Source organism: Blastococcus sp. SYSU DS0669, from assembly GCF_054050895.1.
The window spans coordinates 86,774-101,801 of the sequence record NZ_JBJHAE010000009.1; the positions used below are offsets into that span (position 1 = coordinate 86,774).

The following is a 15,028-nucleotide window of genomic DNA, read 5'->3' on the forward strand; positions in this document are numbered from 1 at the left end:
ATGCTCAGCCCTGCGGCCCGGTGGCGTCGGAGATGCCGGCCGGCTTCTCGCCGTCCCCGCCGGCGGGGACGCGCGTGACGTCGTCGGACATGGCGCCGCCCTGGGCTGCCCGCGGCGACTGCTCCGGTGCCGCGCCGACCTCGCCGTGCTCCGGGGTCTCGCCCGGCAGGCCCTCGTCGGCGGACGCGTCGTTCGCGCCGCCGTAGGGGCGGCCGGTCATCGATCCCTCGCTCATCGCTGCTCCTCTCCGCGACAGGCTCCCGACGCCGGTCAGCGCGACGTGGTGCCGCCGCCCTTCCTCTTGTTCGAGAACTTGGAGATCGCGTCCTTGATCTTGCGCTGGTTCTGCGGCTTGCGGGCCTCGTCCATCGCCTTCTTGGCCATGCCGCCCTTCGCGAGCTTGCTCATGATTCCCATGCGGCTGTGGGTGCCCGTTCCGTGGCGGTCCATGCGCCCGCGGCCCGGCTGTCACGTCGGCGTCATGCGGTGCCGGGCGCGTCCTCGTCCTCGGCGTCGGCGCCCGCGCCGGGGTCGCGGGCGAGCAGGTAGGTGGCCACGCCGAGCACCACCCCGGCGACCGCGGAGAGCACGACGATCACCGGCGTGCTGACGTCGCCGAGGACCGCGGTGAGCAGGTCGCGCGAACGGGAGGTCGGGTCGGCGAGGACCACCCCGACGAAGACGGCGACCAGCAGCCCGGCCCCGGCGGCGGCGACGTGCGCGAGCCGCCCGGTGAACCCCATCCGGTCGCCGACGCTGCGGGCGGCCTTGACGATGCGCCCGGCGCGCAGGATGCGCAGCGCGCCGACGGTACGGACGAGCCGCAGGATCTGCACCGGGCCGAGGGCGAGGACGACGGCGACCACCACGGCGACGGTGAGCGCGATCAGGCCGAGGTGGCCGCGGATCCAGGCGCGCTTGTCCTCGGCGACGGCCAGGAGGATGACCGTCTCGGCGACGAGGACGGCCCCGCTGGCCAGGTCGACGACGTGCCCGGCGGTGCCGAGGGTGCCCTCGGCGACGGTGAGGAACATGGCCGGGATCGAGGCGAGCGCCGCCACCAGGACCGGGACGGCGAGCCGTTCCTGCCAGCGCTCCTCACGGCTCTTCACGGGAGCGTCGTGGTCGGACCCGGGAACGGGAGCGACCCCCGGCCCCGAGGCGGCTGCCTCGGGATCGGGGGTCGCGCCGCGGTTCCGCACGGTGCGGAGCGAGGTCAGCGGACGGAGCCGCGACCCTTGCCGCTGCCGGTGCCACCGCTCTTGTTCTGGAAGTCCGAGATGAACTTCTTGATCTTCGCCTGGTTCTCCGGCTTCTTGGCCTCCTGGAAGACCTTCGCCGCCACCCCGGACGCGATGAGCTTGCGCATCATTCCCATGTCTGCCTCCTCGTCGTCGCACCGGCGCACGCCGGTGCCGTCTCGCCGTTCTCCGTGCCCCGGTGCGCCGCCGGTCAACCACACGACCGGGTGGCTCACCAGGTGTCGACGTGCGGCCGCACCCGGCCCTGCGGCCGCGGTGTGGCCGCCGCCTCGCGGGTGAGGGTAGCGATCCAGCGGCGGGTGTCGGCGGGGTCGATGACGTCGTCGATCTCCCAGTGGGCGGCGACGTTGAGCCCGCGGCCGTTCTCGTAGGCCGCGGCGACGGCGGCGTCGTAGGCGGCCTGCCGCTCGGCGTCGTCCTCGATGGCGGCGAGCTCCCGGCGCATGCCCAGGCGCACCGCGCCCTCCAACCCCATCGGGCCGAACTCGCTGGTGGGCCAGCCGACGGTGAACCGCGGCACCTTGGTGCTGCCGCCGGCCATGGCCTGCGCGCCGAGGCCGTAGGCCTTGCGGAGGACGACGGTGCCCATCGGCACCGACAGGTTGGCGCCGATGACGAACAGCCGGGAGAAGTGGCGCACCGTCGCCGTCTTCTCCGACTCGGGGCCGACCATGAAGCCCGGGGTGTCGCAGAGCGAGAGCACCGGCAGGCCGTGGGCGTCGCAGAGCTGCAGGAAGCGGGCGGCCTTGTCGGCGGCGTCCGCGTCGACGGCGCCGCCGAGATGGGTGGGCACGTTGGCGAGGACCCCGATCGGCGCGCCCTCGACCCGGACCAGGGCGGTGACCACGCCGGCGCCCCAGCCGTCGCGGAGCTCCAGCACGCTGCCCTCGTCGGCGAGCGCGGTCAGCACCGCCCGCACGTCGTAGACGCGCTTGCGGTTCTCCGGCACCAGGTGGCGCAGCAACCGCTGGTCGGGTGCGGTCCAGCCGTCGACCGGCCCCTGGAAGTAGGAGAGGTACTGCCGGGCCGCGGCGACGGCGGCCGCGTCGTCGGCGACCCGGATGTCGACGACCCCGTTGGCGTGCTGCACGTCGATCGGCCCGATCTCCTCGGGGGCGACGACGCCCAGGCCGCCACCCTCGATCATCGCCGGGCCGCCCATGCCGATGTTCGCGTCCTCGGTGGCGATGACGACGTCGCAGGTGCCCAGCAGCGCGGCGTTGCCGGCGAAGCAGCGGCCACTGGCGATGCCGACGGTGGGAACGAGGCCCGAGAGCCGGCCGAAGAGGGTGAAGGCGGCGGTGTCGAGCGCGGAGACGACCGGGTGGTCGACGTCGCCGGGCCGCCCGCCGCCGCCCTCGGCGAAGAGGACGACCGGCAGCCGCCGCTTCTCGGCGAGCTCGAACAGCCGGTCCTTCTTGAGGTGGCCGCGCATGCCCTGGGTGCCGGCGAGGACGGTGTAGTCGTAGGAGACGACGACGGCCGGGTGCCCGCCGATGTCGGCCAGCCCGCCGACGACGCCGTCGGCCGGGGTCCTCTCCTGGAGCTCCGCGCGGCTGCGGCGGCGTTCCTGGGCGGCGAAGACCAGCGGCCCGTACTCCAGGAAGCTGCCCTCGTCGACGAGGTCGGCGAGGTTCTCCCGCGCCGTGCGCCGGCCCTGCGCGTGCCGCTTCGCGACCGCCTCGGCGCGGTGCTCGTCGAGCCCCTGCTCGTGGCGGCGGCGGACCTCGGCGAGGTCGGGGCGGTCGGCGTCCAGGTCGATGGCGGCGGCGTCGGCCGCGCCGTCCCCGTCGGCGTGCTCCACCTCGGCGAGGAGCTGGCCCTGCCGGACGGTGTCGCCCACCCGCACGGCGACGCGGCGCACGGTGCCGCCGGCCGGCAGGGCGACGACGTGCTCCATCTTCATCGCCTCGAGGACGACGACCGCTCCCCCGGGGTCCACCGCGTCGCCGGGGCCCGCCGCCACGGCGACCACCGTGCCGGGGACGGGTGCGCGCAGTCCCCCACCGGCCTCCGGCGCGGGCGCCGCACCCCCCACGAACTCGGCGAGGTGGTCCTCGACGAACGTCGTGGTGGCGGTGCCGACCTGCGGGTGCGCGAGCAGGGCACGGAGGAAGGCGGTGCTGGTCGGCACGCCGTCGACCCGCACCTCGCCGAGCGCCCGGCGCAGGTGGCGGAGGGCGTCCGCGAGGGAGCCGGTGCGCTCGTGCACGACCACCTTGGCCAGCAGCGGGTCGTAGCGGGGGCTCTGCTCGGCGCCGGGTCGCGCGGCGGTGTCGACGCGCACCCCCGGGCCCCCGGGCAGCGCGAGGGCGGTGATCGTGCCGGCGGCGGGGACGGCGCCGTCGGTGGTGACCGTCTCCGCGACGACGCGTGCCTGGACCGCGGTGCCGAGCGGCCGGGGCGCGCCGTCGGCGAGGCGGAGGTCCGCGAGGGTCGCGCCGGCGGCGACCCGCAGCTGCAGCCGCACGAGGTCCAGCCCCAGCGTCTCCTCGGTGACGGTGTGCTCGACCTGCAGCCGCGGGTTGCACTCGAGGAAGGTGAACCGGTCGGGGTCGTCGGCGGAGACGAGGTACTCCACCGTGGCCAGGCCGCGGAAGCCGTCGCCGACGACGCCGCGCGCCGCCGTGGCCAGCCGGGCGCGGACGGCGTCGGGCAGGCGCGGCGCGGGGGCGATCTCGACGACCTTCTGCCGGTTGCGCTGCAGGGAGCAGTCCCGGTCGCCGAGGGCGACGACGCAGCCCCGCCCGTCTCCCAGCAGCTGCACCTCGATGTGGCGGGCGCGCTGGAACAACTCCTCGGCCAGCAGGTCACCGTTGCCGAAGGCGACACGCGCCTCGCCCCGCACCGCCGCCACGGCCGCGGCGACGTCGTCACCCCGGCGCAGCACCCGGGTGGCCCGTCCTCCTCCGCCGAACCGGGCCTTGAGCATGATCGCGCCGACCTCGTCGAGCAGGTCGGCGACCGCCGCCGCGTCCCCGTCGGCCGCGCGCAGGACGGGCACGCCGGCCTTCGCTGCCCGTGCGCGGGTGAGCGACTTGTCGCCCAGCACGGCCAGGTCCTCGGCGCTCGGCCCGACGACGGTGAGGCCGGCCTGCGCGCACGCACGGGTCAGGTCGGGGGTCTCGGAGAGGAAGCCGTAGCCGGGATGGACGAGGTCGCATCCGGTGGCGACCGCCGCCTGCACGATCGCCGCGGCGTCGAGGTAGGCGGCCGGGCCGCTGCCGGGGAGGACGTGCACCTCGTCGGCGGCCGCCAGGTGCGCGGCGTCGGGCTCGTCGGCGGCGGTGACGGCCACCGAGGCCAGCCCCTCGGCGGCGGCGGCGCGGGCGATGCGGACGGCGATCTCGCCGCGGTTGGCGATGAGCAGGCGGGCCACCCGGGGATGCTCGCACGCGCCCCGGACGCCACTGTGGCCCCGGTCACCGCGGCCGGGTGCTCCGCCGCTCAGCCCGCACAGGTTCGCCGGAGAACGTCGCACTCTGCCCCGCCGGAGTGGGCACAGAGTGAGCGCCCGACCGACACCTCGCCGGCACAGTCGCCCTCTGCCCCGCCGGAGTGGGCAGAGAGTGAGCGCCCGACCGACACCTCGCCGGCACAGTCGCCCTCTGCCCCGCCGGAGTGGGCAGAGAGTGAGCGCCCGACCGACACCACCGGGGCACAGTCGCCCTCTGCCCCGCCGGAGTGGGCACAGAGTGAGCGCCCGACCGACACCTCGCCGGCACAGTCGCCCTCTGCCCCGCCGGTGTGGGCAGAGGGCGACTGTCCACAGATGGACACCAGGGGTCGTGCCGCACCGCCTCCGGTGGAGAGGCTCGGCCGGTGACCGACGACGGTGGGCCGGCGGAGTTCGACCTGTGCGGTCTGGTGCGGCGGATCCGCCGCCGGGCGGACCTGTCCCAGCGGGAACTGGCGGCTCGGTTGGGCGTCTCCAAGTCCACGGTGGCGGCCGTGGAGTCCGGTGACCGTGGCATGGACGCCGGGATGCTCGCGGCCGCCGCGGCGCTTGCCGGCCTCCGGCTGGGCCTGCTCGATGACGCGGGACGACCGGTCGCGGGCATGGCGGCGGGCACGGTCCGCGACAGGGTCGGCCGACGGTTCCCCGCCCATCTCGACACGATGCTGAGCGAGGAGCGCGCCTCGCGGTGGGAGCACCAGCCCCGGCGACCACGACCGACGTACACCTTCGACCGTCGATGCCCCTGGGTGGACCCCGCCGACCGCGAGCGCGACCGCCCGGACGACCACCTCGTCCCCCGGCCCGGCGACTCCCCGGAGGAGCGCACCGCGGCCCGTCGGGCGGCCGCCGCCCGACGGCGGCAGGAGGAGCTCCGGCGGCGATTCGAGTCGGGAGCCTTCCGGCACCTCGACGACGGCTGGTCGTGCGCGTGCCCACCGGCATGCGACGAGCTCGACGACCGGAGCGGCCGGCCGGTGCACGTCGAGGACTGCCTGTGCGGCTGCGACGTCGGCTGAGGAATTGGCTACGAGGTCGGAGTGGACGAGCACGCAGAGTGCAGGAGCGCCGCCGTCCGGAGAAGTACAGGGCCGCACACGGTCGGTCACCCGGTGCCGAGGCGGCCCGTCCGGGGCCGACGGATCTCCCGTGGTCGGCTCGCGAGTCGCGGTCCGGAGCCCCCGCGCGGACTCCGCCCCGCGACCCCCACGGGTGGCGTGTCGGCCGCTTTGTGACCTTTCCGTGACCGACCTAGCGTCGTCGCCGGTCCGGCCGGGCTCCCCCGTCACCGCCCCCGGTGACACCCGGACGGACACCGCCGAACCGGGCGCCGGCGCACGCCGGAGCCCGGACCGGGGACCCACCGCAGTAGTGGGGTGAAGCGCCACCGGCCTGTCCGGGGCGCCGGGCGCGTTCCCCGCCCGAACCCGTCAGCTCACCCGGTAGGCGGTTGTCGGAGAACAGGAGAAACCGTCGTCCATGACGACCACTCGCACGACCACCACCCGTCGCTCGCTCCGCGGAGCGGCGCTCGCGCTCCTCACCGGTGCGGGGATCGCCCTCACCCCGTTCACCGCCACCGCCTCCACCGGTGACGGCGGCGGCGGCACCGGCACCGTCGTCACCACCACCGCCGTCGCCCCCAACCACGCCGCGCAGGTCGCCGTCGACACGGCACTGGCGCAGCAGGGGAAGCCCTACATCTGGGGCGGCACCGGCCCGGGGGGCTACGACTGCTCCGGTCTCACCTGGTCGGCCTACCAGGCGGCGGGCATCGAGATCCCGCGGACCTCCCGCGCCCAGTCGACCGCCGGCCACTACGTGGACCGGGCCTCCCTGCAGCCCGGCGACCTGGTCTTCTTCTACGACCCGGTCGGCCACGTCGGCATGTACATCGGCGACGGCCTGATGGTGCACTCCTCGACCTTCGGCAACCCGGTCGCGGTCGTGCCCGTCGACAGCATGTGGGGCTACAACACCGCGCGCCGCATCGTCTGAGCGCCTGCGACGGCGGGTCCCAGGTCGTCCGCGCACGACCGGGGGCCCGCCGCGCGGCTACACGTGGCGCAGGGTGGCGCGCTTGAGCCGGATGATCAGCCGCATCCCGCCGGACTCGGCCAGCTCCTGCTTCCGCGCGCGCAGCTGCTCACCGAGCTCCTCGAGGCGCTGCTCCCCCAGCGCGTGCGACTGGGGGAACATCCGCTCCTCCTCCTCCATCGTGTGGTGGCGCACCGTCTTCTCCAGCATGCGCACCTCGGTGGCGAACTCCGGGTCGGTGACGTCCATGCGCATGACGGTGGCGACCTGGTCGTCGATCTGCCGGTGCTCGGCGTGCGCGAGGGCCAGCAACGGGGAGACGTCGGGGACGGCGGGGTAGAAGAGCTCGTCCTCGATCTGGGCGTGGATCTCGATCTCGCGCAGGAACTCGTCCCGGAGCTCCTCCCGGCGGGCGGCCTGCCCCTCGGTCGTCTCCGCCAGCTCGCGCAGCAGCCCGCGCAGCACGTCGTGGTGCGCGATCAATACCTCGTCGGCCTTCACCGGGACGCCTCCTCCACCGTGGTCACGGCCGTCGGGGTGCGCCAGCGGGCCCGCCGCCGCACCTCCACCGCGCCGTCGCGGACGCGGGTGTCGTAGCAGGGCAGCGGCGCCGTGGACGGCCCCTGCGCCGGCTCCCCGGTGTCGAGGTCGAACCGCGACCCGTGCCACGGGCACACCAGCTCGTCCCGGTGCAGCCACCCCTCCGCCATGGGGCCGCCCAGGTGCGGGCAGCGCCCGCCCAGCGCGCGCACCTCGTCCTCGGTGCGGATCAGCACCACCGGCACCCCGTCGGCGTCGACGCCGAACGGCTCGCCGTCGGGGAGGTCGGCGAGGCGGGCGACCGGCGTGAACCGGCGGGGCGACCGGCCGGCCGCGGAGCGGTCGACACCCAGCCGGTGCCGGTAGGAGAGCGCACCGCCCAGGTAGCCGCTGGCCAGGACGATCGCGTAGCCCGCGGCGGCGGTGACCCGGGCCCGCACCGCGCGCCCACGCCCCCGGTCCACGAACGACCACGTCTGCAGCGCGAGCGCGGTGCTGTTGAGCGCGGCGTGCACCAGACCGACGCGGCGCGCCTCGTCGTGGGCGTGCTGCCAGTCGGTCATGCCGGTCGCGGCGGCGCCCACCGCGCCGGCGATCCCGAACCCGACGACCGTGCGCGCCGCCTGGCCGGTGCCCGGGCCGCCGCGGCCGGTGGCGTCGAGCCCGTCGAGCAGCGCGGCCGCACCCCAGGCGCCGATCGGCACGGTGACGAGGAACGGGTGCAGGGGGTGGCCGAACCAGACGCCGTGCAGCAGGTCCTGCAGCGGGCGGGCGTAGCGGCCCGCCAGCAGGAAGGTCAGCGAGATCCCGTGCTCGACCTGGTAGCTCGGCGCGTCCAGCACCTCCATCCGCTCGACCCGGCTCACCGCCCGCTCGAGGAGGTTCCGGACGCTCACCGGTGCGCGTCTTCCGTGGCCATGCCCGGACCCGTGCCCAGCCCGCCGCGGCGGAAAACGGGAGGTGGCGGGCTCGTGCGCCCGCCCGGATGGTCGTAGCGTCCGGCGGCATGGCTGATCGAGCGTTCCGGACGGTGCTGGAGGGCGGCTCCTTCTTCGAGGGTCCGCGGTGGCACGACGGGCAGTGGTGGGCGTCGGACTTCTACCGGCACACGGTGAGCCGGGTGACGCCGGGGAGCCCGGAGACCGTCGTCCTCGAGGTGGAGAACCAGCCCTCGGGGCTGGGCTGGCTCCCCGACGGCTCGCTGCTCGTGGTGTCGATGAAGGACCAGCGGCTGCTGCGGGTCGCCGACGGCCAGGTGTCCACCCACGCCGACCTCTCCGGGGTCTGCGGCGGCTACCTCAACGACATGGTGGTCGACGGCGTCGGCCGGGCGTACGTCGGCGACTTCGGCTTCGACCTGATGGGCGGCGGCGCGCCGGCGGCGGCGTCGCTCAAGCGGGTCGACCCCGACGGCACGGTGACCGTCGTCGCCGAGGGGTTGCGCTTCCCGAACGGCTCGGTCATCACCCCCGACGGCGGGACGCTGATCGTCGGCGAGACCTGGGGCAACCGCTTCTCGGCCTTCGACGTCGCCGCCGACGGCTCGCTGGGCCCGCGGCGCACGTGGGCCGAGTTCGGCCCGGAGCCGGTGGGCGGCTCGATCGAGGAGCTGATGGGCCAGGTCGTCGTCGCCCCGGACGGTTGCACGCTGGACGCCGAGGGGCACGTCTGGGTGGCCGACGGCTTCGGCTCGCGGGTGCTGCGGGTCGCGCCGGGCGGGCAGGTGGTCGACGAGGTCGCCGCCCCGGACGGCCTGGGCACCTACGCCTGCGCGCTCGGTGGCGAGGACGGCCGGACGCTGCTGCTGTGCTGCGCCCCCGACTTCTACGAGCACACCCGCGCACCGGCGCGGGAGGCGGTGCTGGTGTCGACGGAGGTCACCGTCCCGCACGCCGGCTTCCCCTGATCCCACCCCGGCAGCCGGGAGGGCGGCCGGGGAGCCCGCGGGCACCCCGACCGCCCCCGCGGTCCTACCGACGGATCAGGGGGTCGCCGCCGTGAAGGCGCCCTGGCCGACCCGCTGGATCTCACCGGCCGAGGGCATGCCCAGGAAGCCGGCGATGCTCCACGCCGAGGCGTACAGGTGCCCGCCCTCGATCTCCAGGCCGGTCGGCATGGTGACCTGCGCGGTGGCGCGGTCGCCGTCCCGCTCGATCCGGGTCAGCTCGCCGACCGTCGACGGGTCGAGGTCCGCCGGCGGCGGGCCCTCGCCCATCGGCATGCCCTCGAGCACGTTGGACACGTAGACCGTGCCCTTGTGGTCCACGGCCACCCCGGTGACGCTGGTCAGGCCCTCGATCACGTCGACCTGGTGGCCGTGCTGGTCGAGCACGTAGACCCGCGCCGCCCCGGGCACCTCGGCGCCCAGCGTGCCGACGTAGATCTTCCCGTCCGGCCCCTCGGTGATCTCCGTGGGCACCGGGTCGCACCCGACGGTGTCCGGGTTGTTGAACGCCTCCGCGCACCCGTCGACGTCGGTGACCACCGGCGGGACGAAGAAGGTGCTGATCTCGCCGGACTTCCGGTCGATGGAGAGGACGGCGTTCGCGCCCGCGTCGGAGACGAGGATGCGGTGGGGCTGGGCGAGCACCGAGAACGGGTTGGACAGCGTCTCGAACGGCTCCTCGCCGACGAACTGCTGCTGGCCGTCCGGGTTGTTGTCCAGCTCGTACTGCAGGAGGTCCCAGGTCCGCAGGATCTCCCCACCCGGCGTGGCCTCCACGAGCTGCTGGCTGGGCAGGCCCTCACCGGCCTCCGGCGGACCGGCGAACTCGCCGATGGCGACGTAGATGAGGCCGCGCACGTAGTCCACGCCCTGGGCGTTGCCCAGGCCGGACAGGATGGTCTGGGACCGTCCTCCGCGCGGGTCGATCCAGGTCACCTCCCCCGTGTCGGACTCGGCGACGATCAGCCGGCGACCCTTGTACTCGCTCAGCTGCCGTGGTCCGTCGAGCCCTCCGACGACGGTGGTGACGTCGCCACCCGGGGCGTGCCCCTTGCCGTCGTCGGCACCGGCCGCCGTCGGTGACACGACGACCAGCGCCATGGCCGCGGCTGCACCCGCCGCCGCCTTGATGTACCGCATCTTCTCTCCCTCGATCGACACCCCCGTGGAACGCGGGGGAACCTGCCAGGGGGCTGTGCGCCGCGGGCCGGTCGTCGATCTCGCTCAGATCACGTCCGTGCGCGTCGTCACGGAGGGCGATCAGCGCAGGTGGACCCGGTGATCATTTCGGTACCCGCGGGTCCACAGGGCCAGGTCAGGAGTGGGTGAGGCGCTGTCCGGCGGGGTGGTCCGCCGTGCACGGCCCGGCCGGTCAGCCGGCCAGGTGGGCCTCCAGCCGGTCGAGGAAGGGCAACTGGGCCTGCACGATCCGCGCCCGCGCCGTGGCGAGGTCGAACCAGGCGGCCCGGTCGACCTCCGGGAACTCCTGCACGCGGCCGGACCGCGGCGGCCACTCCAGCGGGAAGGTGTTGCTCACGACGGCGTCGACGTCGAGGTCGCCCTCACCGGTCCAGACGGCGAGCAGCTTGCGGCCCTTCACCTCGCCGAGCGGGTGCAGCACCGCGGCGGGCACCGGGGAGCCGAGCTCCTCGGCGAACTCCCGGCGCGCGGCGGCCTCGCCGTCCTCCTCCGGGTCGTGCTCCCCCTTGGGGATCGACCAGGCGCCGTCGTCCTTCCGCGCCCAGAACGGCCCGCCCATGTGGCCGAGCAGCACCTCGACGCCGCCGGCGCCGCGGCGGTGGAGCAGGATCCCGGAGCTGCGGACGGGCGGCACGCGGACAGCCTGGCAGAAAGCGCGGGGCACCCGGTCGCGCGTCCGCTAGGTTCGCCCCGCCATGGCCACGACGCATCCCGACGCACCGCCCGTCGCGCTGTCGTTCCTCGGTCCGCTGCGGGCCACGGTGGCCGGCGCGCCCGCGGTGCTGGGCGGGCCGCGGCAGCGCTCGGTGCTGGCCCGGCTCGCGGTCGCCGGCGGCCACGTCGTCTCCACCGACCGGATCGTCGACGACCTCTGGGACGGCGAGCCGCCGCCGAAGGCGCTGGCCTCCCTGCAGGTGCACGTCTCGCACCTGCGCCGCGCCCTGGAGCCCACCCGCCGGACCCGCGCCGAGGCGACGGTGCTCGTCAGCCGCGCCCCCGGCTACGCGCTGCACCTGCCGCGCGAGGCGGTCGACGCCTGGCTGTTCGCCGACCTGGTCGCCCGGGCGCAGGGCGAGCCGGACGCCGCCGCCCGCCGGGAGCTCCTCGACCGGGCGCTGGCCTGCTGGCGCGGCCCGGCCTACGCGGAGGTGGCCGACACCGGCTGGGCGGCGCCCGAGGTGGCCCGGCTCGACGAGCTACGGGTCACCGCGCTGGAGGCCCGGGCCGAGGCCGACCTCGACCTGGGCCGCGCGGCCGCCGTCGTCGCGGAGCTCGACCGGCTGGTGCGCGCGCACCCCGGCCGCGAGCGGGCGGTGCGGCTGCTGGCGCTGGCGCTGTACCGCGGCGGCCGCCAGGGGGATGCGCTCGGCGTGCTCCGCCGGGCCCGGGCGCACCTCGCCGACGAGCTCGGCGTCGACCCCGGCCGGGAGCTGCGCGAGCTCGAGGCGGCCGTGCTCGACCACGACCCGGCGCTGGACGCGCCGTCGGCCGTCGCGCCCGCGCGCCCCGTGGCCCCCCGGGTGCCCGAACCCGCTCCCCCGTCGATCGGCCGCACCGCCGAGCTCGGCCGCCTGCTGGCAACGGCTGACGAGGCGCGCCACGGCGCCCGCGTGGCCTGGGTCGGCGGCGAGGCGGGCGCCGGCAAGACCACGCTGGTCGAGGCGGTCGCCGGCGCGCTGACCGCCCGCGGCTGGCGGGCGACCTGGGGCCGCTGCCCGGAGGTGGACGGCGCCCCGCCGGCCTGGGCGTGGAGCGAGGTGCTGCGCGGCCTGGGCCCCGACGCGGAGCTGCCCGGGGACGGCAACGCCTTCTGGCTCGCCCGCTCGGTCGCCGAGCGGCTGCGGACGGCGGCGCAGGAGCAGCCGCTGCTGGTGGTTCTGGACGACCTGCACCGGGCCGACGACCTCACGCTGCAGCTGCTCCGGCAGGTGGTCGACCAGCTCGCCGGCGAGCCGGTGCTCGTCGTCGGCACCTTCCGCGGCACCGAGGACGGCGAGGGGCTCCGCGCCACCCGGGCGGCGCTGGCCGCCGCGAGCAGCGCCCACCTGACGCTGCACGGTCTGGACGACGCCGGGGTGGCCGTCCTCGCCCGCGAGTTCGGGCTACCGGGCGCCGACACCGACCTGCTGGCGCTGCTGCGGGAGCGCACGGGCGGCAACCCGCTGTTCGTCCGCGAGCTGACCCGGCTGATCGTCTCGGAGGGCGCGGCCGCGGCGCGGACGAGCGTGCCGGTGGGCGTCCGGGAGGTGCTGCGCCGGCGGGTGGACCGGCTGCCCGGGCCGGCCGTGACGGCGCTGCGCCAGGCGGCGGTGCTCGGGCGCGAGACCGACGTCGACCTGCTGGCCGCGGTGACCGGGCACGACCCCGACGAGCTGCTCGACGCGCTGGAGACCGCCGTGCTCGCCGGGCTGCTCGTCGAGCCGGGGCCGGGGCAGGTGCGCTTCAGCCATGCGCTGGTGCGCGACACCCTCTACGAGGACCTGCCGCTCATGCGCCGTGCCCGCGTGCACGCCGCGGCCCTGGTCGCGCTCGAGGCGCGGGACGCCGACGCCACCACGCTGGCCCACCACGCCGTCGCCGCGGCCGGGCCCTCGACGGCGGCGGCCGCCGTGCCGTACGTGGTGGCCGCCGCGCGGGAGGCCGAGGAGCTCGGCGCGCACGCCGACGCCGCGCGGCAGTGGGCGACCGCGGTGCGCATGCACGAGCTGGCCGGGCCGCGGTCCGGCGGCGACGAGGCGCTGCTCGCGCTCCTGCTGCCCTCGATCTCCGCGCACGCGCGGGCGGGCAACGCGGTGGCGGCGCGGGAGCAGCAGCGCACCGCCGTCGGCACCGCGCGGCGGCTCGGCCGCGACGACCTGGAGCTCGCCGCACTCGCCGCCTGGGACGCGCCGCTGGTCTGGACGGTCCGCGAGGACGGTCTCGAGGACCCCCGGCTGCTCGACCCGCTGCTGTCCGCGGTCGCGCGGGAGGGGCTGCCCGAGGACCTCCGGTGCCGGCTGCTGCTGGCGTTGTTCCGCGAGGTCGAGGGGCGCGACGACGCGCAGGCGCACGCGGTGAGCGCCGAGGCGGTGTCGCTGGCCCGGCGGTGCGCCGATGCGGGACTGCCCGACGCCGGGCGGCTGCTCTGCGGGGCGCTGAACGCCCGCGCCTTCGCTGCGCTGGGGCCCGACCTCGCCGCCGAGCGGGAGCCGGTGGCCGAAGAGCTGCTGGCGCTCGCCGCGGCCGGCGGGTCCGCCGACTTCCAGGCGGTGGCGCACTGGCTGCTGCACCTGGCCGCGGCCGCGCGCACGGACCTCGCGTCGGCTCGGCGACATGTCGACATGGCGGTCGCGCTCTCGGGGAGCGGACAGCTGGGGCACGTGCTGGGCGCGCTCGGGGCCTTCTCCGGGGCGCTGCTGGTGCTGGCCGGCCGGCTCGACGACGGGGTCGCCCGGTACGAGGCGGTCGCCGCGCGGCTGGCCGAGGCGGGCGCGGCCAACGGCGCGCTGATGGCGATGGTGGGCCGGTTCGTCGCGGGCTGGGCGCGCGGCGACGTCTCCGCCTCGGCCGGCGAGCTGCGCTGGCTGCACGGCGCGCTGCCGGGTGCGCTCACCGACGCCGTCGTCCTCGGGCTGCTCGACGCCGGCGCCGCGGACGAGGCGCGCACCGCCTGGACCGCGCGGCGACCGGTGCCGCGCGACTACTACTGGCTGGCGACGACGACCTTGCGCGCGCACGCGGCGGCGCGGCTCGGGGACGCCGACGCCGCGGCCGCCGCGTACGCGGAGCTGCTGCCGTGGGAGGGGCGGGTCGGCGGCCTGGACTCCGGCACCCTCGTCGTCGGTCCGGTGGACGACGCCCTGGCCGCTGTCGCCGACCGCCTCGGGGACCCGGAGGCGGCGGCGCGGCACCGGGCCGGTGCGGCCGAGGTCCGGCGGCGGCTCACCGCGGAGCTCGCCGCCGTCGGCCTCTGACTCATCCCCCGAAGACCCGGCGCTCCCGGCGGCGGAACGGCGGGACGAGCAGCGCCAGCATCAGCCGGACGGCGAGACCGCCGTCGGCGAGCAGCGTCGCGCGCTCCTCGGGGGTGACGACGTCGACGACGCGCGGCACCTCGAAGGAGAGCGTCGCGCGCTTCCGGATGCGGGCCTCGACCGCGGCCCAGTCGCCGACCGACACGTGCTCCTCGATCGCCGGGAGCACGGAGGCCTCCTCGTCGGCGATGTGCTCCTCGAGGGTGTCGCGCAGCTCGGCGAGGTCGACGGCGAGCGCCGTGGCGGCGTCCTCGTCGGCCGGCCGGGCGGCGAAGGCGGCGGCGCCGGCGCGGATGCGGTCGAGCAGCGGGTCGAGGGCGGAGTGGTCGTCGCTGAGCTCGGTCAGGTCGACGTGCGAGCCGGCGGACGCGGCGAGGACCGGCCACAGGACGTCGTCCTCGACCGAGTGGTGGTGGTGCACCGAGTCGCAGTAGTCGCCGACGTACCGGGCGATGTGCGTGGCGCGCCCCCGGTCGACCGGGGTGCCGGCGGCGGCGATCTGCTGGAGCAGGTCGGTGAGGCGGCGGGCGTCACGCAGCATCGACCGGTGGGCCAGCCGCATGCCGAGGGTGTC

General features: G+C 76.2%; 14 protein-coding genes and 1 riboswitch. Of the genes, 4 read left to right on the plus strand and 10 right to left on the minus strand.

Annotated elements, in window-relative coordinates; genetic code table 11:
- Positions 1 to 4: 4 nt before the first annotated feature.
- The 5 genes from ACI792_RS11675 to ACI792_RS11695 all read right to left on the minus strand — a co-directional run bounded on the left by ACI792_RS11675 (position 5) and on the right by ACI792_RS11695 (position 4,641).
- A complete protein-coding gene (locus ACI792_RS11675; RefSeq protein ID WP_456602723.1) occupies positions 5 to 235 on the minus strand; it encodes a hypothetical protein in 231 nt (76 codons plus the stop codon).
- Positions 236 to 270: 35 nt separating this feature from the next.
- A complete protein-coding gene (locus ACI792_RS11680) occupies positions 271 to 408 on the minus strand; it encodes a hypothetical protein (RefSeq protein ID WP_456602724.1) in 138 nt (45 codons plus the stop codon).
- A gap of 71 nt (positions 409 to 479) precedes the next feature.
- Positions 480 to 1,112 (minus strand): hypothetical protein, encoded by a 633-nt coding sequence (locus ACI792_RS11685; protein ID WP_456602725.1) that lies wholly within the window; start codon positions 1,110 to 1,112, stop codon positions 480 to 482.
- 104 nt (positions 1,113 to 1,216) lie between these two features.
- Positions 1,217 to 1,378, minus strand: a complete 162-nt coding sequence (locus tag ACI792_RS11690) for a hypothetical protein (RefSeq protein WP_456581617.1) — start codon at positions 1,376 to 1,378, stop codon at positions 1,217 to 1,219.
- Positions 1,379 to 1,473: 95 nt separating this feature from the next.
- Positions 1,474 to 4,641, minus strand: coding sequence for a carboxyl transferase domain-containing protein (locus ACI792_RS11695; RefSeq protein ID WP_456602726.1), 3,168 nt, complete (start codon positions 4,639 to 4,641; stop codon positions 1,474 to 1,476).
- Between the two features lie 443 nt (positions 4,642 to 5,084).
- Here ACI792_RS11695 and ACI792_RS11700 point away from each other — a divergent pair, with 443 nt between their 5' ends.
- On the plus strand, positions 5,085 to 5,738 hold the full coding sequence (locus ACI792_RS11700; protein ID WP_456602727.1) for a helix-turn-helix domain-containing protein: 654 nt from the start codon (positions 5,085 to 5,087) through the stop codon (positions 5,736 to 5,738).
- Positions 5,739 to 6,025: 287 nt separating this feature from the next.
- A riboswitch (cyclic di-AMP (ydaO/yuaA leader) is annotated at positions 6,026 to 6,183 on the plus strand.
- 15 nt (positions 6,184 to 6,198) lie between these two features.
- Positions 6,199 to 6,717, plus strand: a complete 519-nt coding sequence (locus ACI792_RS11705; RefSeq protein ID WP_456602728.1) for a C40 family peptidase — start codon at positions 6,199 to 6,201, stop codon at positions 6,715 to 6,717.
- A 57-nt stretch (positions 6,718 to 6,774) separates the two neighbouring features.
- On the opposite strand, the gene ACI792_RS11710 is transcribed toward ACI792_RS11705, so the two are convergent.
- Entirely contained in the window at positions 6,775 to 7,257 is a 483-nt protein-coding gene (locus tag ACI792_RS11710; protein ID WP_456602729.1) for a hemerythrin domain-containing protein, read from the minus strand.
- On the minus strand, positions 7,254 to 8,192 hold the full coding sequence (locus tag ACI792_RS11715) for a Rieske 2Fe-2S domain-containing protein (protein ID WP_456602730.1): 939 nt from the start codon (positions 8,190 to 8,192) through the stop codon (positions 7,254 to 7,256). The genes ACI792_RS11710 and ACI792_RS11715 overlap by 4 nt, the downstream gene beginning before the upstream one ends.
- A 110-nt stretch (positions 8,193 to 8,302) precedes the next feature.
- On the opposite strand from ACI792_RS11715, the gene ACI792_RS11720 reads away from it, so the two are divergent.
- On the plus strand, positions 8,303 to 9,202 hold the full coding sequence (locus ACI792_RS11720) for an SMP-30/gluconolactonase/LRE family protein (RefSeq protein WP_456602731.1): 900 nt from the start codon (positions 8,303 to 8,305) through the stop codon (positions 9,200 to 9,202).
- Between the two features lie 75 nt (positions 9,203 to 9,277).
- On the opposite strand, the gene ACI792_RS11725 is transcribed toward ACI792_RS11720, so the two are convergent.
- Together ACI792_RS11725 and ACI792_RS11730 are read right to left on the minus strand one after the other, a co-directional pair.
- Positions 9,278 to 10,381: a ScyD/ScyE family protein gene (locus ACI792_RS11725; RefSeq protein ID WP_456602732.1), complete on the minus strand. Its 1,104-nt coding sequence runs from the start codon at positions 10,379 to 10,381 to the stop codon at positions 9,278 to 9,280.
- Between the two features lie 232 nt (positions 10,382 to 10,613).
- Complete coding sequence (locus ACI792_RS11730; RefSeq protein WP_456602733.1) at positions 10,614 to 11,075, minus strand: NUDIX domain-containing protein; 462 nt, start codon at positions 11,073 to 11,075, stop codon at positions 10,614 to 10,616.
- A gap of 61 nt (positions 11,076 to 11,136) precedes the next feature.
- Between ACI792_RS11730 and ACI792_RS11735 the strand changes: the two genes are divergently transcribed.
- Positions 11,137 to 14,394 (plus strand): BTAD domain-containing putative transcriptional regulator, encoded by a 3,258-nt coding sequence (locus ACI792_RS11735; RefSeq protein ID WP_456602734.1) that lies wholly within the window; start codon positions 11,137 to 11,139, stop codon positions 14,392 to 14,394.
- Between the two features lies 1 nt (position 14,395).
- On the opposite strand, the gene ACI792_RS11740 is transcribed toward ACI792_RS11735, so the two are convergent.
- The gene (locus ACI792_RS11740) at positions 14,396 to 15,016 is read right to left on the minus strand and encodes a hemerythrin domain-containing protein (RefSeq protein ID WP_456602735.1); all 621 of its coding nucleotides are present in this window, start codon (positions 15,014 to 15,016) and stop codon (positions 14,396 to 14,398) included.
- Positions 15,017 to 15,028: the final 12 nt, after the last annotated feature.

Excerpts from the sequence above, each read along its gene's own strand:
- ACI792_RS11675 (WP_456602723.1), bottom strand. The coding sequence starts at position 235 with ATGAGCGAGGGATCGATGACCGGCCGCCCCTACGGCGGCGCGAACGAC.
- ACI792_RS11680 (WP_456602724.1), bottom strand. The coding sequence starts at position 408 with ATGAGCAAGCTCGCGAAGGGCGGCATGGCCAAGAAGGCGATGGACGAG.
- ACI792_RS11690 (WP_456581617.1), bottom strand. The coding sequence starts at position 1,378 with ATGGGAATGATGCGCAAGCTCATCGCGTCCGGGGTGGCGGCGAAGGTC.
- ACI792_RS11705 (WP_456602728.1), top strand. The coding sequence starts at position 6,199 with ATGACGACCACTCGCACGACCACCACCCGTCGCTCGCTCCGCGGAGCG.
- ACI792_RS11720 (WP_456602731.1), top strand. The coding sequence starts at position 8,303 with ATGGCTGATCGAGCGTTCCGGACGGTGCTGGAGGGCGGCTCCTTCTTC.
- ACI792_RS11725 (WP_456602732.1), bottom strand. The coding sequence starts at position 10,381 with ATGCGGTACATCAAGGCGGCGGCGGGTGCAGCCGCGGCCATGGCGCTG.
- ACI792_RS11735 (WP_456602734.1), top strand. The coding sequence starts at position 11,137 with ATGGCCACGACGCATCCCGACGCACCGCCCGTCGCGCTGTCGTTCCTC.
- ACI792_RS11740 (WP_456602735.1), bottom strand. The coding sequence starts at position 15,016 with ATGCGGCTGGCCCACCGGTCGATGCTGCGTGACGCCCGCCGCCTCACC.